We start from the raw sequence: 21,243 nt of genomic DNA on the forward strand, positions 1-21,243 counted from the left end.
AAATCGTCATTGGCTCTTGCCAAAGCCCGCTCGCCCCGCATAGCCTCAACCGATATCAAACCCGCGCCGCTCTACGCCGCATCGAGCGCCGCTTACGGGTCCCAAGGTACCGCGGCTGGTTGACCAGATGGACATCACGTTTCTTCTCAACGGAGAGAGTGTGTCGCTGCACGACATCCCCCCGACGACGACCCTGCTTGATTGGCTGCGCGAAGAGCGCGGCCTCACCGGCACTAAGGAAGGCTGCAACGAAGGCGACTGCGGGGCCTGCACGGTGATGATTACCGATGCCGCCGGATCACGCGCGCTGAACGGCTGCATCCTGTTTATGCCGCAGATTAATGGCAAGCACGTCACTACGGTCGAGGGCCTCGCCGCCCCCGATGGCGCCCTGCATCCCGCACAACAATCGATGATTGACCTGCACGGCAGCCAATGCGGCTTTTGCACACCCGGCTTCGTCGTCTCCATGGCCACTGCCCACCTCAACGGTGCCACTGATTACGACACCCAACTCGCTGGCAACCTTTGTCGCTGCACCGGCTACGCGCCGATTATCCGCGCCGCCGAATCCTGCAACGACCAACCGGTCCCCGATCACCTGCGCTTTTTGGCAAACAATATCCCGCGGACAAAGCCGCAGGCGGCGAGGGCAGAGCCCCCAACCCACATCCAACCAAGCACTACGGACGAGTTGGCCGAATGGTACGCCGCCCACCCCGACGCCACACTCGTCGCCGGTGCCACCGATGTCGGCCTCTGGGTGACCAAACAGTTCCGCACTCTCGGCCCCATTGCCTTCCTGAACAACTGCGCCGACCTGCACGGCATCACTATGACCGAAGACAGCATCCGCGTCGGAGCCGCGACCACGCTCTCAGAACTTGAGCCCGTGATGCAGGAACACCACCCCGATTTTGCCCGCATGATCCGCCGTTACGGCGCGGTGCAGGTGCGCAACGCTGCCACTATCGGCGGGAATATCGCCAATGGCTCCCCCATCGGGGACGGCCCGCCCGCGCTCATCGCCCTTGGCGCAACCCTGCACCTGCGCCACGGCGACAGCCGCCGCGAGATACCACTCGAAGACTTTTTCATCGACTATGGCAAACACGACCGCGCACCCGGCGAGTTCGTTGAGGCCATCACCATCCCACGTCAGCGCGACACCCTGCGCTGCTACAAGCTGTCGAAACGCTTTGATCAAGATATCTCCGCCGTATGCGGCTGCATCTCGATTACCGGCGATGGCCAAACAATCCAGACCGCCCGCCTCGCCTATGGTGGCATGGCCGGTATTCCAAAACGCGCCGCCCGTGCCGAAGCGGCTCTGATCGGCCAACCGTGGTCGGAGGCGACAATGCAGGGCGCCATGCGCGCCATGGCCGATGATTTCCAGCCGCTGTCTGATATGCGTGCCTCGGCGCAATACCGTCTGCAAACCGCGCAGAACATGCTCCTGCGATATTTCCATGCCGCTAACGGTATCGAGACCGACGTGCAGGGGGTCCGCGCATGAGCGTTTCCAAACCCCTGCCACACGATGCTGCCGCCCTGCATGTCACCGGCGCTGCCCGCTATGTCGATGACCTACCTACCCCGCGCGGCACGTTGCACCTCGCCTTCGGGCTCAGCCCTGCGGCCGCGGGCCGGATCACCACGCTGGACCTTGCCCCCGTGCGCACCGCCTCTGGCGTTACGGACGTGCTGACAGCCCAAGACCTGATCCATGACTGCGATGTCTCGCCCTCCAACCACGACGAACCTTTATTGGCGGTGGATACGGTCCACTACATCGGGCAGCCGCTGTTTCTGGTAATCGCCACTTCGCACCGTGCCGCCCGCGCCGCAGCAACGCTGGCCAAGATCGAGATCACCCCGACCAAAGCGATCCTGAGCATCCAAGATGCCCTCGCCGCCGATACCCGTTTTGAAGACGGCCCGCGCATCTATGAAAAAGGCGATGCCACCGCCGCGCTGGCCACTGCGACCCACACACTTGACGGCTCGATCGAGATCGGCGGGCAGGAGCATTTCTATCTCGAAGGTCAGGCCGCCCTCGCCCTGCCACAAGACAATGGCGATATGGCGATCCATTCCTCGACCCAGCACCCCACCGAAATCCAGCACAAGGTCGCCCACGCCATCGGGAAGCCGATGCATGCTGTGCGGGTTGAGACACGGCGGATGGGCGGCGGATTTGGGGGCAAGGAAAGTCAGGGCAATGCGCTCGCCGTGGCCTGTGCCGTCGCGGCCCAGCGCAGCGGCAAGCCTTGTAAAATGCGCTATGACCGCGATGACGATATGATCATCACGGGCAAACGCCATGATTTCCGCATCGACTATACCGCCGGATTTGACGCCGACGGCCGCATCACAGCGCTGGATTTCACCCACTATGTCCGCTGCGGTTGGTCGATGGATCTGTCACTGCCTGTGGCCGACCGCGCGATGCTGCATTCGGACAACGCTTACCACCTGAATGACATTCGCATCACATCGCACCGGCTGCGGACCAACACCCAATCCGCCACCGCCTTTCGTGGCTTTGGCGGCCCACAAGGGGTGGTCGGCATTGAAAAGGTAATGGACCATATCGCCCATCATCTGGGGGCCGATCCGCTGAGCATTCGCCGCGCCAATTATTATAGCGACTGCGATACCGGAGGCATGTCTGTGATGACCGGCACAGGCACGGCGATTGATCATCGCACCACCCCCGACACCCAAACCGATCTTAGCTCGCGCGGCGCACCGCCCGCCCCGTCGGAAGGTGCAGCGGCGCAATCCGTGCCGCTCCCTGCCAAGGGCGTGCAAACCACACCGTATCACCAGCCCGTCACCGACTGCATCATCGGCGCACTCACCGAGCGTCTGGTTGAGACCTCCGACTACACTGCCCGCCGCGCCGCGATTGCGGACTGGAACGCAAAACAGCCCATCCTGAAACGCGGCATCGCGCTGACGCCAGTCAAGTTTGGCATCTCCTTCACGCTCACCCACCTCAATCAGGCAGGGGCTTTGGTGCATGTCTATCAAGACGGCTCGATCCACCTGAACCACGGCGGCACCGAAATGGGCCAGGGACTGAACCAGAAGATCGCCCAAATCGCCGCCGACCGCTTCGGTGTGCCGATGGAGGTAATCAAGATCACCGCTACCGACACCGCAAAAGTGCCCAACACTTCTGCCACTGCGGCCTCCTCGGGGACCGATCTGAACGGCATGGCGACACTGGTCGCTTGCGACACCATACGCGACCGTATTGCTGCCCACCTAGCTGAACGGCATCAGGCCAAACCGGCGGAGGTCGCATTCCGCGATGGCACAGTCACCGTCGCAGGCGAAACCATGAGCTTTGCCAAGGCAGTCGCCTCGGCCTACGAAAACCGTGTCAGCCTGTCGGCCAACGGCTTTTACAAAACGCCGGATATTGAATGGGACCGCATCAAAGGCAAAGGCCGCCCGTTCTTTTACTTCGCCTATGGCGCTGCGGTGACCGAAGTGGTGATCGACACGCTGACCGGCGAAAACCGCATTTTGCGCACTGATATCCTGCATGACGCGGGCAGCTCGCTGAACCCTGCGATCGACATCGGCCAGATCGAGGGCGGCTATGTGCAGGGCGCGGGCTGGCTGACCACCGAAGAACTGGTGTGGGACGACAAAGGTGCGCTTAAGACCCACGCGCCCTCAACCTACAAAATTCCTGGCTGCTCTGACCGCCCTGACATTTTCAATGTGGCGCTCTGGGACCAACCCAATCCCGCGCAAACCATCTACCGCTCCAAAGCTGTGGGTGAGCCGCCGCTGATGCTGGGCATTTCGGCGTTTATGGCCCTGTCAGATGCAGTGAATGCCTGTGGCACCACATACGGCGACCTGCAAACGCCCGCCACTGCCGAACAGGTGCTCGCCGCTGTTGTCAGGGCGCGCGGATGACCGCGCTTTGGGTCGAGATCACCGCCACCAAAGGCTCCGCGCCGCGCGACGCAGGCACGGCGATGATGGTCACGGCCCATGACACCGCAGGTACGATCGGCGGCGGCGCATTGGAGTTCGAAGCCATTGCCCATGCCCGCGCGATCCTTGCCGGCGGCGGCAACGAAGAGACCCGAACCTATCCGCTTGGCCCGAACCTTGGGCAGTGCTGCGGCGGCTCCGTGACCCTGCGCTATACCCACGCCCCCTGCACAACCGACACTTTCAAAGCCCGAACGGGCGCTGAATTTGTCCGGCCCGAAAGCCCGCTGCCGCTCTGGCTTTGGGGTGCGGGGCATGTCGGGCAGGCAGTTGTACGCGCCGCGTCGCCTGACTTGTTTGCAATCACTTGGATTGACACCGCGCCCGAGCGGTTTCCGCAAGCCATTCCCGGCTTTGTTACCGACGTGCCCGCTGCCGACATGCCGCGTCTTGCCGCCCGCGCACCGATGGACGCGCATCACCTGATTTTCACCTATGCGCATGATATCGACCTCGCCCTTTGTGCAGCCCTGTTGAAGCGCGGGTTTGCGTCTTGCGGGCTTATCGGGTCGGAGACGAAATACGCGCGCTTTTCCAAACGCCTTGCGCAGGCAGGACTTGACCCCGCGCGCATCACCTGCCCCATTGGTGACAAGAGCCTTGGCAAACACCCCGATGCTATTGCAAAAGGCACCCTCACGGCGCTGCTGCGCGAAAGGACACTCGCATGACCGCGCTGATCGCCCTTGAAGGGCTGACCAAAGCCTATCCCGGTGTCGTTGCCAACGACGATGTGTCGCTGTCCATTGCCCCCGGCGAAGTGCATGCGCTGCTGGGCGAGAATGGTGCGGGAAAATCGACACTGGTCAAAATGATCTACGGGCTGGTCAAGCCGGACGCGGGCCATATGCAGATGAACGGCACCGCCTTCGCCCCCGCCGAGCCGCGCGCCGCACGGGCTGCGGGCGTTGGCATGGTGTTCCAGCATTTCTCGCTTTTCGATGCTTTGAGCGTGGCAGAAAACATCGCGCTTGGCATGGAACACCCGCCAGCGATGCGCACGCTGAGCCAGCAGATCCGCGATGTCTCGGACACCTACGGCCTGCCGCTGTCCCCCGACCGCACTGTCGGTGATCTCTCGGCCGGCGAACGGCAACGGGTCGAGATTATCCGGTGTTTGCTGCAAGAGCCAAAACTGTTGATCATGGACGAGCCGACATCGGTGCTGACGCCGCAAGAGGTCGAAATCCTGTTCAAGACCCTACGCAAGCTCAGCGCCGAGGGCACCGCAATCCTTTATATTTCGCATAAGCTGGAGGAAATTCGCAGCCTGTGTGATTCCGCAACCATCCTGCGGCTCGGGCGGGTTGTCGGGCATTGCACACCTTCCGAGACTTCGGCGCGTGATATGGCCGAAATGATGGTGGGGACGACGCTTAAAACTCCGATGCGTGCAGGCAAAACACCGGGCGATGTCGTTCTGGAACTAACGGAGCTTTCGGCGAAATCGCCGAGCGCCTTTGGCATGCCGCTGCGCGAGATTTCGGTGCAGGTCAGGCGCGGCGAGGTTTTGGGTATTGGTGGCGTTGCGGGCAATGGTCAGGACGAACTGCTGGCAGCGCTTTCGGGTGAAACGCTCAGCAAGCGCGGCATGGTTGGCTTCAAGGGCAACGACGTAGGCCTGCTGGGGCCAACGGCGCGGCGGGCTCTGGGCATTCTGAGTGCGCCGGAAGAGCGGCTGGGCCATGCAGCGGTGCCGGATATGTCCCTGACCGAGAACGCAATGCTGACCGGCGCGGCCCGCGAGGGGCTGGATCGCGGCGGTATTCTCGATTGGGCAGGTGCACGTCGTTTTGCCGAAACGATCATCAAGACATTCGACGTACGCACGCCTGGCCCAGCCAACGCGGCGCGGTCGCTCTCGGGCGGCAACCTGCAGAAGTTTGTGATCGGGCGCGAGGTTTTGCAACGGCCCGAGCTTTTGGTGGTGAACCAGCCGACATGGGGTGTCGACGCCTCGGCGGCAGCAGCGATCCGGCAGGCTTTGCTGGATCTGGCCGAGAATGGCACGGCTGTGGTGGTGATCAGTCAGGATCTCGACGAGTTGATGGAAATCTCCGACCGGTTCGCGGCTTTGAACGAGGGCAGGCTTTCAGAGCCGAGTCCTGCGCAGGGGCTGACGGTAGACGAGATCGGGCTGATGATGGGTGGCGCTCATGGTATGGAGGTAGCCCATGTTTAAGGTCTTGCGCACAGGGGCTTCACACCCCCGAAGCCCCCTGAGATATTGCCGGCCAAAAAGAGAATTGGGGTCCATCGCGTGATCAGGGTTGAGAAGCGACCACAGCCTAGTCGGGCGATTTCACTGGCGACGCCGGTCTTGGCGGTGTTGGCGACGATGTTTTTTGGCGGGCTGTTGTTTGTGGCCTTGGGCAAAGACCCCGTGGCAGCGATCCGGACGATTTTCTATGAGCCGCTGTTTGGGCAATATGCGTTCTATTACCGGCCGCAGTTGTTGGTGAAAGGCGCGCCATTGGTGCTGATCGCCATCGGGCTGAGCCTTGGGTTCAAGGCCGGCATCTGGAACATCGGGGCCGAGGGTCAGTATATCATGGGCGCGCTGTTTGGCGCGGGCGTGGGGCTGGCCTTTTACCCTTATGAGGCTTGGTTTGTCTTTCCGCTGATGGTGGCGGCGGGCGCGTTTGGCGGCTGGATTTGGGCGATGATACCGGCGTTCTTGAAGGTGCGGTTTGGCACCAACGAGATTTTGGTATCCTTGATGCTGGTCTATGTGGCCGAGCAATTTCTCGCCTCGATGTCCTTGGGATTGATGAAAAACCCCGAAGGCTTCGGCTTTCCGGGCAGCCGGAATTTGCAGCAGTACGAGAGCGCATTTAACGCGGATTTGATCGAAGGATCGGGGATGCATTGGGGCGTGGTCGCCGCGCTGATTGCGGTGATCTTTGCCTATGTTTTGCTGAGCAAGCACCGGTTGGGATTTGCCATCCGCGTGACGGGCGAGGCACCCAGAGCGGCGCGTTTCTCCGGCGTGAACCCTGTGCGGCTGGTGTTATTTTGCATGGGGATGTCGGGGCTGTTGGCGGGACTGGCGGGAATGTTCGAGGTATCGGGGCCTGCCGGACAGGTGACCATCGATTTTAACGTCGGCTATGGCTTTACTGCGATTATCGTGGCCTTTCTGGGCCGGTTGCATCCGGTCGGAATTTTGCTGGCAGGCGGGCTGATGGCGCTGACCTATATCGGCGGCGATATCGCACAAAGCCAGCTTGGCTTGCCTGCCGCAGCGATACAGGTGTTTCAGGGCATGCTGCTATTTTTCCTTTTGGCGCTTGATATGCTGACCCATTACCGGCTGCGCTTTGGCACAGCGGAGGTGGTGTAATGGGTGCTACTCCCGTTTTTAACGCCCGAGAGGTGACCTTCTGATGGATCTGTCCGTGATCAATCCGGTGCTGTTTGTGGCAGGGTTTCTGGTGGCCGCTACGCCGTTGATTTTTGCCGCAATTGGCGAACTGATTGCAGAGAAATCGGGGGTGCTGAACCTTGGTGTTGAAGGCATGATGATCACCGGCGCGATCTGCGGTTTTGCCGTCGCGGTTGAGACCGGTTCGCCGTTGATCGGGTTTGCTGCTGCGGCGGGGGGCGGTGCGGCGCTTAGCCTGCTCTTTGCCTTTCTCACGCAGGTGACGCTGGCCAATCAGGTGGCTTCGGGGCTGGCGCTGACCTTGTTTGGTCTGGGGCTTTCGGCGCTGCTCGGGCAAAACTATGTCGGGATCAAACCGCCACGGCTTGGCGATATCGATTTCGGCCCCCTCGCTGATATTCCGGTACTGGGGCCAGTCCTGTTTACCCATGACATCATCTTGTATCTTGGCATTGCGTTGGTGGCGGCCACTTGGGCGGTGCTGAAATTCACCCGCGCGGGGTTGGTGTTGCGAGCCGTCGGCGAAAGCCATGATGCAGCCCATGCCTTGGGGTTCAAGGTCAAGCGCATCCGCACGCTGGCGATCATGTTTGGCGGTGCCTGTGCAGGCGTCGGGGGGGCTTATATCAGCCTGATCCGCGTGCCGCAGTGGACCGAAGGCATGACAGCGGGTGTTGGCTGGATCGCCTTGGCGCTGGTGGTTTTTGCCTCGTGGAAGCCATGGCGACTATTGTTGGGTGCCTATCTTTTTGGCGGCATCACCCAGTTGCAGCTTAATCTTCAGGGTGCGGGCGTTGCCATTCCGGTCGAGTATCTGGCAATGTCGCCCTACCTCATCACAATCCTTGTGCTGGTGATCCTATCGCGGGATAAAAGCGCTGCACCGGCCTCGCTTGGCCGGATTTTCCACGCCTCCTCCTAGGGGCATTTTCAGGCCACCATTCCGAGTGGCGTTCAACAGGGGAAACTCATGAAACTATCTGCACTACTGACGGGTGCCGCGCTGGCGCTGGGTCTGGCAACCACGGCCTCGGCCGACGCCCATAGCAAAACCAAGGTCGGCTTTGTCTTTGTCGGCCCCGTCGGCGACGGCGGCTGGACCTATGAACACGATCAGGGCCGTTTGGCGGTCGAGAAAGAATTCGGCGACGCGGTTGAAACCGTTTACGTTGAAAACGTTGCCGAAGGCCCCGACTCCGAGCGGGTGATGACCCAGATGGCATTAGATGGTGCCAAGCTGATCTTCACCACCTCGTTCGGCTATATGGACCCAACCATCAACGTCGCGAAAAAATTCCCGGACGTAAAGTTCGAGCACGCAACAGGCTATAAGCGCGCTGACAACGTCTCTACCTATTCGGCGCGTTTCTACGAAGGTCGCGCCATTCAGGGCCATATCGCGGGCAACATGACCGAGAGCAACATCATCGGCTACATCGGCTCCTACCCGATCCCCGAAGTGATCCGCGGCATCAACTCGGCCTATATCCACGCCAAAAAGGTTAACCCCGATGTCCAGTTCAAGATCGTCTGGGCCTATACATGGTTTGATCCTGCCAAAGAGGCCGACGCCGCCAAGGTGCTGATCGAACAAGGCGCTGACGTGATCCTGCAGCACACCGATTCCACCGCGCCGCAGGCCGCCGCCCAAGAAGCGGGCAATGTGATCACCTTCGGTCAGGCCTCGGACATGGCGCAATATGCGCCCAAGCCGCGCGTTTCCTCAATCATCGACAACTGGGCGCCCTACTACATTGCGCGTACCAAAGCGGTCATGGACGGCACATGGACGTCGACCGACACATGGGATGGCATCGGACCAGGCATGGTTGGAATCGGCGAAATCTCCGACGCCGTGCCCGCGAACGTGAAGGAAGAGGCGCTCGCGATGAAAGACAAAATCGCCAGCGGCGAATACCACCCCTTCACCGGTCCGGTGAAGAAGCAAGACGGCTCTGACTGGCTGGCTGACGGTGAGGTCGCTGATGACGGCACGCTGGCGGGCATGAACTTCTATGTCGAAGGCATCGAAGGCACGATCCCCCAATAAGCTGGCAGGAGACTGACAGACAGGATGGCGCGCCTTCGGGTGCGCCATTTGCGTTTAAGGGCGCGGCACCGCGTGCCTTCATAAATGTTATCGCGGCGGTGTCTCACACGGCTTTTCATTCCGCTGACAAGCCTTACACTGGTGGCAAATCACCCTTGAAAGGGGCCGCCGATGATCACTGTCCACCACCTTAACCGCTCGCGTTCGCATCGCATTCTGTGGCTACTCGAAGAGCTAGAGCAGCCCTATAGCATTCATCATTACATCCGCGATGCCGAAACCAATCTGGCGCCGCCTGAACTGGCCTTGGTGCACCCTTTGGGCAAATCGCCTATGATCGAGATCGACGGCACGCTGGTGGTGGAAAGTGCCGCGATCGTCGAAACTCTCTGCGCCCGCTTTGCGCCTGAAATGATCCCCGAGCGCGACACACCCGCCTATTTGCGCCATCTTGAGCTGATGCATTTTGCCGAAGGATCTGCGATGACGCCGATCTTGCTGAACCTCTACGTCAGCCGCTTGGGCGACGCGGGCAAGCCGCTGCATCCGCGCATTACCTCGGAGCTGGACAACCACTATCGCTATATGAATTCCGTGGTGCGGCCTTCGGGGCATTTCGTTCAGGACCAGCTTTCGGCGGCGGATATCATGCTCAGCTTCCCTGCTGAAATTGCAATTCGCCAAGGCCGCGGCAGCGATTTTCCGGCACTGTCGGGTTTTGTCGAGATGATCCAGAACCGCCCTGCATACCAACGCGCGACCGAACGCGGCGCGCCGGAGGCGGAGAAATCAGAATAGCTTCAGCGGGCTTGGCATTCGCCGCGAACTGGGCTTCAAATGCGCCTTCAATGCACCTCTTTTAGAACTGGAACTCCGCGCCATGACACAGACCTCCGACATCGTTGTCATCGGCGCGGGCATTGCGGGTCTGTCGGCGGGCGCAAGGCTCAGCGAAGACGCGCGCGTGACCGTGTTAGAGGTGGAAGATGCGGTTGGCTATCATGCATCGGGTCGTTCGGCGGCATTGTTCGAGGAAAATTACGGGCTGCCAAGCACCATCGCCCTGAATAAGGCCAGTGCCGCCTATCACCGCGAGGCCAATGGCGGATACCTCAGCCCGCGCGGCTTGCTAATTGTGGCGCGGGCGGAGGAGCAAGACAGCTTTGACGCCGATGTTAATACTATGGGCGTTGATCCGGTGACCGTGTCCGAGGCGCTTTCGATGGTGCCGATCCTTGATCGGGCGCAGGTCAGCTTCGCGGGCTATCACGAAGCAGCCTATGATATCGACACCGACCGGATGATGCAGGATTTTCGCCGCCAGATCACCGCGAAGGGTGGGCAGGTTTTGGTGAAATCAGCAGTGACCGCAATCACCCGCGCCGGGAGCGGCTGGACAGTTTCTACCGCGAGCGGCGATCATGCATGTGCGCGGATTGTGAACGCTGCGGGCGCTTGGGCTGATGGCATTGCCACGATGGCAGGCGTGACGCCTTTGGGCATCGTGCCGCACCGCCGATCAATGGCGCGGCTGCCTGCGCCTGACGGGCATGATGTTAGCCGATGGCCTATGTTCTTTGGCGTTGGCGAGACGTGGTATGCCAAACCGGACGCCGGCGCTTTGCTTGTTTCGCCCGCTGAGGAAGAGCCGGTGGAGCCGCATGACGCTTGGGCCGATGACATGGTATTGGCCGAAGGGTTGGCCCGCTATGAAGCGATGGTGACGGCCCCTGTGGCACGGCTGATCACCTCATGGGCCGGATTGCGCAGCTTCTCTCCGGATCGGGCGCTGGTACTCGGGCCCGACCCGCAAACGCCCGAGTTTATCTGGTGCGCCGCACAAGGCGGATATGGGTTCCAGACCGCCCCCGCCGCCTCACAACTGGTGGCCGATCTGGCAATGGGGCGCAGCCCCGCCCTGCCCGCCGAAGTGGTGGCAGCACTCACGCCCGACAGGTTGCGCCGATGACCCGCCCGCCCCAGTTGCCACCAAGTGCGTCAGTCGCCCATGACAATGGCGGGGCCAAGCTGCACGCCCCAGCCGCTGCCCGCAACTCTGACGCCCTCACCCGCCTCCTGCTGGATCACGCGCCGCGTATTGGCACTGCGTTGGAGCTGGCCAGCGGCACTGGCCAACATATCTGCGCCTTCGCTGCTGCCCTGCCCGCGCTGCACTGGACCCCGTCGGAGCCCGACACCGCCCGCCGCGCCAGCATTGATGCCCATGTCGCCGAAGCCGGACTGAAGAACGTGGCCCCGGCCGCCATGCTGGACGCCACAGACCCGAACTGGGGTGCGGCCCATTTCCCAAAAGACCTGATCGTGCTCGTCAACCTGCTACACCTGATCCCGAGCAATGACGCCCGTACCCTCATCGAACAAGCCGCTGCTGCCCTGGCCCAAGGCGGCACATTAATCCTTTACGGACCGTTTAAACGCTGCGGTGTTTTGACCAGCGCGGGCGACGCCAAATTCGACGCTGAGCTGCGCACCGCCGATCCGGCGATCGGCTATAAAGATGATCTCGACATCGCGCGGTGGCTTAGCGATGTAGCGCTCAGCCCGATCGACACGGTGGAAATGCCCGCCAATAACCTCGCCTTTATCGCGGGAAAACCCCCGTCATGAGAATTTCCCGACTGTCTGCTTTTGTTGCTCTTGCCCTGCTGGCCGCCTGTGGTGACCGCAGTGTCAGCTCCATCCCCGCCGCGCCCGACGGCGCATTGTTTGCACCACAGTTTAGCGACAGCCGTCCGGCCGATTTCGCCGCCCCGACGCCCGCACGGTTTGCCGTGCACGGGATCGACGTGGCAAGGTTTCAATCCGGCATTGACTGGAACGTAGCGCAGCGCAGCGGTGTCAATTTTGCCTTTATCAAGGCCACGGAAGGCGGCGATCTGCTCGACAAGGAATTCGACAATCATTGGCGCGGAGCCGGTCAGGCAGGGGTGACGCGCGGGGCCTATCACTTCTATTATTTCTGCACCTCGCCCGAAGATCAGGCGCGCTGGTTCATTCGCAACGTGCCGCGCACCGCTGGAATGTTGCCACCGGTGCTGGACATGGAGTGGAACCCGTTCTCGCCAACCTGCGCCACCGTGCGCCCGCCCGCCCATGAAGTGCGCGACCAGATGCGACGCTGGATTGCCATTATTGAAAAACATTACGGCCAGCGCCCGATCATTTACACAGCGCCCGATTTTTACCGCCAAAACGGCTTGGACCAGTTCAAAGGCTATGACATGTGGCTCCGCGCTACAGCAAAGACCCCAGCAGAAGTTTATCCCGGTGCAAATTGGGCGTTCTGGCAGTACACCGCCACAGGCGGCGTTGCGGGTATCCGTGGCGATGTGGATTTGAACGCGTATTCCGGCACGGGTGCCCAGTGGAAAGCTTGGCTCGCCCGCAGAGCGGTCAGATAAAGTTGAGCCGTCAGTCGCGCGCGTAATGGCGCGCGACGACGAAAAGCCCGCCGATCAAAATCAGCGGGAGAATGAAAATGCGGAATATTTGAACGCCTAAAACGGCGAGGAGTGCGCTGATTAGCTCATCGGCACGGCTCCACAGGTTTCTGGCAAGTTGGCGGTACTCGGTCAGTCCAGGTTCGTCTTCGCCCAGCGCAGCGCTACCGCCGACATTGGCGGTGATATCTTCGATCATCGCCACGTTTAGCTGGTAAACACCTTCAGTCAGCCGCTCGGCCAAGGGTTGCGACAAGATCAACGCTATGGGCAGTGCAAGCCCGAGAAACCCGCCATACCAAGCCAAGCGCCGTGGCAACCCTGCGTGGCCCTTGCTGCTGAGCGTCCAAATCGCCAAAGCAGCAGCCAGCAAGGAGAGGCCAATCGCGCTCATCGGGCCCAACGCCACGGCCAAGACCCCTGTCGCAACCATCACGCCAAAAACCATTGCTGCCACCCGCTCGACAGTATCGTCAATCGGTTCCAGCACTTTGAGGGGGCGCGCCGTCCCGGAGGCGATGAAGGAGACTCCGACCTCCAGCTCCTGCGCCGTGGACAAGAACGCATTCAACGTACGCAGGGTCACATAGGTCGCGGCTGAGGCCACCGCGACGCTATGGGCATAGTCCTGTGCGCGGTTGACCAGCGGGTTATCCCGCAGGAATACCCCCGTCAGCGCCAGCACGCAAAGCAGTGCCAGTGCCGCGCGGCGCATGATCATCCATCGACCCGAATGGTGGCGTTCTTCGGATCATAGGGGCTGTCCTCGACAACCTCTGCATCCCAAAGCTGGTCAAACATCTTCACTTTGAGTTTCTGCCCCACAACCGCATGTTCGGGTTTCACATACCCCATGCCGATGGATTTGCCAAAGGCCACGGAGTATCCGCCCGAGGTCAGACGCCCGGTGCGCGTATCTCCGCCATCGGCATAAAGCACCTCGCGGCCCCATGGGTCGGCGTCATCGGGGCCGTCGATCAGCACGGTCACGCATTTAGCGCGGATGCCGTGCGCTTCCATCTCTGCCTTGCCGTGGAAGTCTTTGGACAGATCGACAAAGCGTGGCAGATCAGCCTCAAGCGGGGTCGCGTCACGGCCAAGCTCGGTGCCGAAGGCGCGGTAGCTCTTCTCTTGCCGCAGCCAGTTTTGCGCCCGTGCGCCGACCAGCTTCATGCCATGTTTCTCGCCAGCCTTCACGAGCATATCAAAGAGGTGGTTTTGCATCTCGATCGGGTGGTGCAATTCCCAACCCAGTTCGCCGGTATAGGCCACGCGGATCGCGCGGACCGGCACCATGCCAAGCTCGATATTGCGCATGGTCAGCCAAGGGAAACGCTTGTTGGAGAGCACCGTGTCAGGGTCGGCATCCTTGACGACCTCCCGTAGCACATCGCGCGACTTTGGTCCCGCGATGGCGAAAACGCCCCATTGGGTGGTCACGTCATGGCACTCGATATAGCCAAATTCAGGCGCTTTGTCTTCGATGGCCTTGCGCAGATAGTCACTGTCATAGGCGGTCCATGCGCCTGCGGAGACGAGGTAATATGAGTCTTCGGCCAGCCGCACGATGGTATATTCAGTGCGTGTGGTGCCCGCACCGGTCAGCGCATAGGTCAGATTGATCCGCCCGACCGAGGGCAGCTTGTTACACGTGAACCAGTTCAGAAACGCGGTCGCACCTGGGCCTTTGACGACATGTTTGGTAAAGGCGGTCGCGTCGATCAGCCCGACGCCTTCGCGGATCGCTTTGGCCTCCTCGACCACATGCGGCCACCAGCCGCCACGGCGGAAGGACCGCGCACCGTGATCGTCGAACCCTGCGGGCGCAAAATAATTCGGGCGTTCCCAGCCGTTGACCTGACCAAATTGCGCACCGCGTGCGGCTTGGCGGTCATAGGCGGGCGAGGTGCGCAGCGGGCGACAGGCCGGGCGCTCTTCATCGGGGTGATGCAAGATATAGACGTGCTCGTAGGCTTCCTCGTTCTTGCGCGCGGCGTATTCCGTGGTCATCCAGTCGCCGTAGCGCTTGGGATCAAGGCTCGCCATGTCGATCTCGGCCTCGCCCTCTACCATCAACTGCGCAAGATAATGGCCGGTGCCGCCAGCCGCGGTGATCCCAAAGGAAAAGCCCTCGGCCAGCCACATGTTACGCAGACCGGGTGCCGGGCCAACCAGCGGATTGCCATCGGGTGTGTAGCAGATCGGGCCGTTGAAATCGTCCTTCAAGCCGCAATTCTCAGCCGACGGAATGCGGTGGTTCATTGCCATGTACTGGTCTTCGATCCGCTCCAGATCAAGCTGGAACAGGTCAGCACGGAAGCTGTCGGGCACGCCGTATTCAAACCGTGCAGGCGCGTCGCGCTCATAGACGCCCAAGATCCAGCCGCCGCGCTCTTCGCGGACATAGCTTTGCGCATCGGCATCGCGGATTACCGGGTGTTCGACATTGCCCGCATCCTTGCGGAACTTCACCAGCTCGGGGTCCTGATCCATCACGATGAACTGATGCTCTACCGGAATTGCGGGCATCTTGATGCCGAGCATCTTGGCGGTGCGCTGCGCGTGGTTGCCGCTGGCGGTGACGACATGTTCGGCTGTGATCACGATCTGTTCGTCCGAGGGCACAAGGTTGCCGCCCTTTTCGATCATCTTGGTTGCGGTGACTTCCCAATGGGTGCCGTTCCAATGAAAGGCATCCGCCTGCCATTTCCGCTCGATCATCACGCCACGCTGGCGCGCGCCCTTAGCCATCGCCATGGTGACATCGGCAGGGTTAATATAGCCGTCCGTCTGGTGGTAAATTGCGCCTTTGAGGTCTTCGGTGCGGATCAACGGCCATTTCGCCTTGATCTCGTCGGGAGTGAGCCACTGATACGGCACGCCGCAAGTCTCGGCGGTGGAGGCATAGAGCATATATTCGTCCATACGCTCATCGGTCTGCGCCATGCGCAGGTTGCCCACCACGGCAAAGCCCGCGTTCAGGCCGGTTTCGGCCTCAAGCTGCTTGTAGAACTCGACCGAATATTGATGTATATGGGTGGTCGCGAAAGACATGTTGAACAGCGGCAACAGACCCGCCGCGTGCCACGTAGAGCCCGAGGTCAACTCGTCGCGCTCCAGCAACATTACGTCTTCCCAGCCGGCTTTCGCGAGATGATAGGCAATTGAGGTGCCCACGGCCCCGCCACCGACGACCAATGCTTTGACTTGCGTTTTCATGAGCCGATTCCCCTTGGACCTGATTTGGTCCCGTTTTAGTCATCCGGCACAAAAGGCGCGCGCGGCAGCCGACCCAACATGGCAAAAAACCGACCAATTGCAGCGGCTGGCGCACCAGCCCCTAGTTTGGCAGGATTTTGCCCGGGTTCAGGATGTTGTCGGGGTCCAACGCGTGTTTGATCGCGGCCATCACCCCCACGGTGCCTGCGCCCAACTCCTTGACCAGATAGGCGCGTTTGCCCTGCCCGATGCCATGCTCTCCGGTGCAGGTGCCGCCCATGGAGATCGCCAGATCGTTGAGCCATGATACAAATTGCTGTCCGCGTGCGACCTCGTCGGCGTCATCCATATCCAACAGCAAGGAGGCATGGAAATTACCGTCGCCGGCATGGCCAACCACGGGGGCGATCAGCCGCAATTCCTGCGCCTTGATCTCTGCCGCACCAACCGCATCGGCAAGCCGCGAGATCGGCACGCAGACATCTGTCGCGACACCCTTGGCACCGGGGCGATAGGCGAGCATTGCCCAATAGGCATCGTGCCGCGCCTGCCAGAGCTTGTTGCGCTCTTCGGTGGTGCTCGTCGCGTGATAGCCGCTGCCGCCATGCTCATCCGCGAGCATGCCAAAGGTCTCCGACTGTTCAACGACACTGGCTTCAGAGCCGTGGAATTCCAGCAGCAGCAACGGCGTTTCGGGCAGGCTCAGCTTTGAATACGCATTGAGCGCCTTGACCACCGTCGCGTCCAGCAATTCGATCCGCGCTACAGGTAGACCGTACTGGATCACCGCCATCACCGTCTGGCTGGCAGCCGACACGCTGGGAAATGAACAAGACGCTGCCGAGATTGCCTCGGGGATGCCCTGCAAACGCAGGGTAATCTCGGTGATGATCCCGAGCGTCCCTTCCGAGCCAACCATCAACCGCGTGAGGTCATAGCCCGCCGAAGATTTGCGCGCCCGCGACGCCGTGCGGATGATTGAGCCGTCGGCCAGCACCACCTCAAGGCTCAGCACATTGTCCTTCATGGTGCCGTAGCGCACCGCATTGGTGCCAGAGGCCCGCGTTGCCGCCATCCCGCCCAAGGACGCATTGGCACCGGGATCAATCGGAAAAAATAGCCCCTGATCGCGCAGATGGGTATTGAGCGCCTCGCGCGTCACGCCGGGTTGGACGCGGCAATCCAGATCGCCTGCATTCACCTCCAACACCATGTCCATCTGGGTCATGTCGATGCAAATGCCGCCCGCAGGCGCGTTCACATTGCCCTCCAGCGAGGTGCCGGTACCATAGGCAATGATCGGCACCTTATGTGCAGCGCAGGCGGTCACAATGTCCGAAACTTCTTGCGTGGAGCCTGCGAAAATCACCGCATCAGGCGCCTGATTGCGGATCCAAGTGGTGGTATGGCCGTGCTGCTCGCGGATCGACGTACCGGTCTGACAGCGGTCGCCAAATTGCTGTTTTAAAACACCCAGAACCGTGGCGATGCCTGTGTCGTTCCGTGGCAGATCTGCGACCTGAACCATGCTTTACTCTCCTAATGCGATGCCTTCGCGGCGCGGGTCGGCCCCGCCGTGCAATCCGTTATCTATTGAAATCATGTGAAGCCCCGAAGTCAGGTCGCGCACGCCCACCTCATATCCCATCGCCTCCAGCCCTTCGGCCATATCGGCAGCGGCAGTGCCCTGCTCCAGATCATAGGCACCAAAACGGTTAACCGCATGCGGCACGCTCACCGCCTGTTGCACATTCATGCCCCAATCAAGATGCGCGATTATCGCCTCGGCGACATAGCCGATAATCCGGCTGCCTCCGGGTGAGCCGACAGCCAGAACCGGCCTGCCATCCTTCATCAAAATGGTCGGCGCCATCGAAGATCTGGGCCGTTTGCCCGGCTCCACACGGTTGGCAATTGGTACCCCGTCCGCATGGCTGGCAAAGGAGAAGTCGGTCAACTCGTTGTTGAGTAAAAAACCCCCGACCATCAGACGACTGCCAAATCCATTTTCAATGGTGGTGGTCATGCTGGCGACGTTGCCAAAACTGTCGACGATCGAGATGTGCGAGGTCGAAGGCAGCTCAATCGAAGTATCATCGGCCCAAAGCAGGGCGTGATCAAACTCGGGAGTCCCCGCCGAGACCTCCGGCAACCGTTCGGCGCCCAGCAATTTGGCCCGCTCTTCCAGATAGGCAGGGTCCAACAAGCCGTTCACTGGCACCGGCACGTAATCGCTGTCTGCCAGATAGCGCCCGCGATCTGCAAAGGCCAACCGCGACGCATCGCCGATCAAACGTCGGACCTGCAGATCTTCCGGCCCCGCGTGCAAATCATAACCTTCAAGCAAGCCCAATATCTGCCCCACGGCCACGGCCCCCGACGAAGGCGGCCCCATCCCGCAAATGTCATGACCGCGATACGCACTGCAAACCGGCGCGCGTTCTTTAACGCGGTAGATCGACAAATCGAGTTCCGACAACACGCCGGGATTGTCCGCCCCCTGCACCGCCGCCGCAATCATGCGCGCCATTTCGCCACGATAAAATGCCTCGGCGCCTTCTTTGGCCACCACCCGCAAAGTCTGCGCATAGGCCGGATTTTTCAGCTCCTCTCCGGCCTCTAGCGCCGCACCGCCTGGCAGGAAATAAGCGGCAGTCGCGTCTGAGCGGGCCAACCGCTCGGCATCCTCGGCGACCAATGCCGCCAATCGCGGTGATACAACAAATCCGCCCTCGGCCAGATAAATCGCAGGCTGCAACAGCCCCGCCCAATCCGCCGTGCCCCATCGGGCATGAACCTCCCCCATCAGAGCCGGCGTCCCCGGCGTCCCGACCGATAATCCACCCACCACCGCATCGAAAAACTTCAGCGGCGCGCCAGCTTCGTCCTGAAATAGCCGCGGGGTCACAGCCAGAGGCGCGGTCTCGCGCCCGTCCAAGGTCGTCAACGCTTTCGATGCTGCATCATACCAAACAAGAAACGCACCGCCGCCCAAGCCCGAAGATTGCGGCTCGACCAGACCCAACACCGCCTGAACCGCCACCAAAGCGTCCGCAGCAGTCCCGCCAGCACGCAATACCTCCGCGCCAGCCTGCACGGCCAAAGGATGCGCCGCCGCAACCATCCAGTCTTGTGCGGTCACCGGTTTGCCATCCGCCTTTGCCTGCATCGCAAGCTGCACCTGTGACGAGACGGCCTCAACCGCGCCGACAGCCGCCCCTTCGGGTGCGACTCCGTCTGCCGCCTGCTGCGCGAAACCCGCAGTGCCAGCCGCCAGCAACAAACCTGAAACTAAAAGACGAAACATGCTATCCCCTCCTTTTGGCCGAAAACATCTTGGGGGAGTGCGAGGGACCAAAGCGCCCACATTCCCTCAGAACCTCTTCCGGGCAAATCCCGGCAGACTTACAACATTGATGGCACGACCTGATCTGGAGGTCGGTGTCCATCATCAAAAGTCTTGATGTTGATGATCACCTTCTCGCCCATCTCGATCCGCCCCTCCAAGGTTGCCGACCCCATATGCGGCAGCAACACCACGTTATCCAACGTCCGCAGCCTCGGGTTGATCTCGGTGCCATGCTCATAGACATCAAGCCCCGCGCCCTTGATCTCTCCGGCGCGCAACATCCGGGTCAACGCATTCTCGTCAATTACCTCACCACGCGAGGTATTCACGATCACCGCATCAGGCTTCATCAACTTCAACCGTCGGGCATTCATCAAATGGAAGGTCGAGGGCGTATGCGGGCAATTGATGCTGATCACATCCATCCGCGCCACCATCTGGTCGAGGCTTTCCCAATAGGTCGCCTCCAGCTTCTGCTCGGTCTCGGCATGGACCCGCTTGCGGTTGTGATAATGCACCTGCATGCCAAAGGCCTGTGCGCGCCGCGCCACCGCCTGACCGATCCGGCCCATGCCCAAAATACCCAAACGCCGCCCGCTGACGCGCCCGCCCAGCAAGGCCGTCGGCGCCCAACCGGCCCAGTTACCTGCCTGCATCACTGCCATGCCCTCGGGCATCCGCCGAGTCACTGCAAGGATCAATGCCATGGTCATATCAGCCGTATCGTCGGTCAGCACACCCGGCGTGTTGGACACCAGAATGCCGCGTTGCCTTGCGGTGGCCACGTCGATGTGATCGACCCCCGCGCCATAGTTGGCGATCAGCTTCAACCGCTCACCCGCCTGCCCGATCAGGGCCGCATCAATCTCGTCGGTAACCGTCGGCACCAGAACATCGGCGTTCTTCATTGCCTCGCCCAACTCGGCGCGCGTCATCGGCGCATCGCCCTCGCGCAACGTGACATTGAACAGTTCCGACAGCCGCGTTTCGACCACATCAGGCAACCGTCGCGTGACTACAACACTCAGCCGTTTCTTTGACATCAGCCCTCCTCAGCGCTTGGCGCGCGTCTCATTGAAGGCCATGGTGTCCCAAGCAGCGACGAGGCACAAGAACCCGCGCGGCAAAATGAGCAAAACACCAAACGACACCACTAAAAACGACTGTGCAGGCAGCGCTAATGAATCACCCGAAACTCCTCCGCGCCCTTGTGGCGCTCGTACTTGCGTTGCAAACCGTGGCCCCGTCGGTCGCGGCCCAAGAGGTTGGTGCCGTCACCAACCTTCCGGTGCCACGATTCGTCTCGATGAAAGCCAACGAGGGTAACGTGCGCCGTGGCCCATCGCTGACACATCGGATCGACTGGGTCTTTAAACGCCGTGACATGCCGCTGCGGATCACTGCAGAACACGGTCATTGGCGCCGTGTAGAAGACCGCGACGGCATGGGGGGCTGGGTGCATTATTCGCTTCTGTCCGGCACCCGCACTGTGCTCGTAGAGCAAGATATGATGCAGTTACACGTCCGCCCTGATCCCAAAGCGCCAATTGCCGCCGCGCTGGAAATCGGCGTGGTCGCGCGTCTGGGTGAATGTGATCTGGAATGGTGCGAATTGCGCTCGGGCGGGTTTAAAGGTTGGGCGCCGAAATCCCGCATCTGGGGTGTCGCGCCGGATGAAATCCGCGACTGACTTTTGAGGTTCGCCGCAACACGACGCTGGCGATCTGTCCCTCAACGCACCGTGCTTTGGCATTTC

At 61.0% G+C, this 21,243-nt stretch carries 17 protein-coding genes; 12 read left to right on the top strand and 5 right to left on the bottom strand.

Annotation, left to right across the window (positions count from 1 at the left end; translation table 11 throughout):
• Window positions 1-127 precede the first annotated feature (127 nt).
• The 11 genes from xdhA (at window position 128) to BM174_RS17445 (ending at window position 12,880) form a co-directional block, all read left to right on the top strand.
• Window positions 128-1,519 carry a xanthine dehydrogenase small subunit gene (gene xdhA / locus BM174_RS17395; protein WP_093925126.1) on the top strand — a complete coding sequence of 464 codons (1,392 nt, stop codon included), beginning with the start codon at window positions 128-130 and terminating at the stop codon, window positions 1,517-1,519.
• Window positions 1,516-3,942 carry a xanthine dehydrogenase molybdopterin binding subunit gene (gene xdhB, locus BM174_RS17400; RefSeq protein WP_093925127.1) on the top strand — a complete coding sequence of 809 codons (2,427 nt, stop codon included), beginning with the start codon at window positions 1,516-1,518 and terminating at the stop codon, window positions 3,940-3,942. Before xdhA ends, xdhB begins: the two co-directional genes overlap by 4 nt.
• On the top strand, window positions 3,939-4,694 hold the full coding sequence (gene xdhC / locus BM174_RS17405) for a xanthine dehydrogenase accessory protein XdhC (protein ID WP_093925128.1): 756 nt from the start codon (window positions 3,939-3,941) through the stop codon (window positions 4,692-4,694). Before xdhB ends, xdhC begins: the two co-directional genes overlap by 4 nt.
• Window positions 4,691-6,205, top strand: coding sequence for an ABC transporter ATP-binding protein (locus tag BM174_RS17410; protein WP_093925129.1), 1,515 nt, complete (start codon window positions 4,691-4,693; stop codon window positions 6,203-6,205). The genes xdhC and BM174_RS17410 overlap by 4 nt, the downstream gene beginning before the upstream one ends.
• Window positions 6,206-6,283: 78 nt before the next feature.
• Window positions 6,284-7,366, top strand: a complete 1,083-nt coding sequence (locus tag BM174_RS17415) for an ABC transporter permease (protein ID WP_093925130.1) — start codon at window positions 6,284-6,286, stop codon at window positions 7,364-7,366.
• A gap of 43 nt (window positions 7,367-7,409) precedes the next feature.
• Window positions 7,410-8,330 (top strand): ABC transporter permease, encoded by a 921-nt coding sequence (locus BM174_RS17420; RefSeq protein ID WP_093925131.1) that lies wholly within the window; start codon window positions 7,410-7,412, stop codon window positions 8,328-8,330.
• A gap of 48 nt (window positions 8,331-8,378) precedes the next feature.
• Window positions 8,379-9,458 (top strand): BMP family ABC transporter substrate-binding protein, encoded by a 1,080-nt coding sequence (locus tag BM174_RS17425; RefSeq protein ID WP_093925132.1) that lies wholly within the window; start codon window positions 8,379-8,381, stop codon window positions 9,456-9,458.
• A 171-nt stretch (window positions 9,459-9,629) separates the two neighbouring features.
• Window positions 9,630-10,256, top strand: a complete 627-nt coding sequence (locus BM174_RS17430) for a glutathione S-transferase family protein (protein WP_093925133.1) — start codon at window positions 9,630-9,632, stop codon at window positions 10,254-10,256.
• Window positions 10,257-10,338: 82 nt separating this feature from the next.
• Window positions 10,339-11,427: an NAD(P)/FAD-dependent oxidoreductase gene (locus BM174_RS17435; RefSeq protein WP_093925134.1), complete on the top strand. Its 1,089-nt coding sequence runs from the start codon at window positions 10,339-10,341 to the stop codon at window positions 11,425-11,427.
• Window positions 11,424-12,086, top strand: a complete 663-nt coding sequence (locus BM174_RS17440) for a DUF938 domain-containing protein (RefSeq protein ID WP_093925135.1) — start codon at window positions 11,424-11,426, stop codon at window positions 12,084-12,086. The genes BM174_RS17435 and BM174_RS17440 overlap by 4 nt, the downstream gene beginning before the upstream one ends.
• Window positions 12,083-12,880, top strand: coding sequence for a glycoside hydrolase family 25 protein (locus BM174_RS17445; RefSeq protein ID WP_093925136.1), 798 nt, complete (start codon window positions 12,083-12,085; stop codon window positions 12,878-12,880). The genes BM174_RS17440 and BM174_RS17445 overlap by 4 nt, the downstream gene beginning before the upstream one ends.
• A gap of 10 nt (window positions 12,881-12,890) precedes the next feature.
• On the opposite strand, the gene BM174_RS17450 is transcribed toward BM174_RS17445, so the two are convergent.
• From BM174_RS17450 to BM174_RS17470, 5 genes are all read right to left on the bottom strand, one after another.
• On the bottom strand, window positions 12,891-13,640 hold the full coding sequence (locus BM174_RS17450) for a hypothetical protein (protein WP_143092481.1): 750 nt from the start codon (window positions 13,638-13,640) through the stop codon (window positions 12,891-12,893).
• Window positions 13,637-16,138: a GcvT family protein gene (locus tag BM174_RS17455; protein WP_093925138.1), complete on the bottom strand. Its 2,502-nt coding sequence runs from the start codon at window positions 16,136-16,138 to the stop codon at window positions 13,637-13,639. Before BM174_RS17455 ends, BM174_RS17450 begins: the two co-directional genes overlap by 4 nt.
• A gap of 121 nt (window positions 16,139-16,259) precedes the next feature.
• A complete protein-coding gene (locus BM174_RS17460) occupies window positions 16,260-17,666 on the bottom strand; it encodes an FAD-binding oxidoreductase (RefSeq protein WP_093925139.1) in 1,407 nt (468 codons plus the stop codon).
• A gap of 3 nt (window positions 17,667-17,669) precedes the next feature.
• Window positions 17,670-19,445 carry a gamma-glutamyltransferase gene (ggt, locus tag BM174_RS17465; RefSeq protein WP_093925140.1) on the bottom strand — a complete coding sequence of 592 codons (1,776 nt, stop codon included), beginning with the start codon at window positions 19,443-19,445 and terminating at the stop codon, window positions 17,670-17,672.
• A 98-nt stretch (window positions 19,446-19,543) separates the two neighbouring features.
• A complete protein-coding gene (locus tag BM174_RS17470; protein WP_093925141.1) occupies window positions 19,544-20,530 on the bottom strand; it encodes a 2-hydroxyacid dehydrogenase in 987 nt (328 codons plus the stop codon).
• A 137-nt stretch (window positions 20,531-20,667) separates the two neighbouring features.
• Between BM174_RS17470 and BM174_RS17475 the strand changes: the two genes are divergently transcribed.
• A complete protein-coding gene (locus tag BM174_RS17475) occupies window positions 20,668-21,177 on the top strand; it encodes an SH3 domain-containing protein (protein ID WP_093925142.1) in 510 nt (169 codons plus the stop codon).
• Window positions 21,178-21,243: the final 66 nt, after the last annotated feature.

This window comes from Sulfitobacter brevis (genome assembly GCF_900112755.1).
Classification (GTDB): Bacteria; Pseudomonadota; Alphaproteobacteria; order Rhodobacterales; family Rhodobacteraceae; genus Sulfitobacter; species Sulfitobacter brevis.

Excerpts from the sequence above, each read along its gene's own strand:
- BM174_RS17450 (WP_143092481.1), bottom strand. The coding sequence starts at position 13,640 with ATGATCATGCGCCGCGCGGCACTGGCACTGCTTTGCGTGCTGGCGCTG.
- BM174_RS17470 (WP_093925141.1), bottom strand. The coding sequence starts at position 20,530 with ATGTCAAAGAAACGGCTGAGTGTTGTAGTCACGCGACGGTTGCCTGAT.
- BM174_RS17445 (WP_093925136.1), top strand. The coding sequence starts at position 12,083 with ATGAGAATTTCCCGACTGTCTGCTTTTGTTGCTCTTGCCCTGCTGGCC.
- ggt (WP_093925140.1), bottom strand. The coding sequence starts at position 19,445 with ATGTTTCGTCTTTTAGTTTCAGGTTTGTTGCTGGCGGCTGGCACTGCG.
- xdhA (WP_093925126.1), top strand. The coding sequence starts at position 128 with ATGGACATCACGTTTCTTCTCAACGGAGAGAGTGTGTCGCTGCACGAC.
- BM174_RS17455 (WP_093925138.1), bottom strand. The coding sequence starts at position 16,138 with ATGAAAACGCAAGTCAAAGCATTGGTCGTCGGTGGCGGGGCCGTGGGC.
- BM174_RS17420 (WP_093925131.1), top strand. The coding sequence starts at position 7,410 with ATGGATCTGTCCGTGATCAATCCGGTGCTGTTTGTGGCAGGGTTTCTG.
- BM174_RS17425 (WP_093925132.1), top strand. The coding sequence starts at position 8,379 with ATGAAACTATCTGCACTACTGACGGGTGCCGCGCTGGCGCTGGGTCTG.
- xdhB (WP_093925127.1), top strand. The coding sequence starts at position 1,516 with ATGAGCGTTTCCAAACCCCTGCCACACGATGCTGCCGCCCTGCATGTC.
- BM174_RS17440 (WP_093925135.1), top strand. The coding sequence starts at position 11,424 with ATGACCCGCCCGCCCCAGTTGCCACCAAGTGCGTCAGTCGCCCATGAC.
- BM174_RS17475 (WP_093925142.1), top strand. The coding sequence starts at position 20,668 with ATGAATCACCCGAAACTCCTCCGCGCCCTTGTGGCGCTCGTACTTGCG.
- BM174_RS17430 (WP_093925133.1), top strand. The coding sequence starts at position 9,630 with ATGATCACTGTCCACCACCTTAACCGCTCGCGTTCGCATCGCATTCTG.
- xdhC (WP_093925128.1), top strand. The coding sequence starts at position 3,939 with ATGACCGCGCTTTGGGTCGAGATCACCGCCACCAAAGGCTCCGCGCCG.
- BM174_RS17435 (WP_093925134.1), top strand. The coding sequence starts at position 10,339 with ATGACACAGACCTCCGACATCGTTGTCATCGGCGCGGGCATTGCGGGT.
- BM174_RS17410 (WP_093925129.1), top strand. The coding sequence starts at position 4,691 with ATGACCGCGCTGATCGCCCTTGAAGGGCTGACCAAAGCCTATCCCGGT.
- BM174_RS17460 (WP_093925139.1), bottom strand. The coding sequence starts at position 17,666 with ATGGTTCAGGTCGCAGATCTGCCACGGAACGACACAGGCATCGCCACG.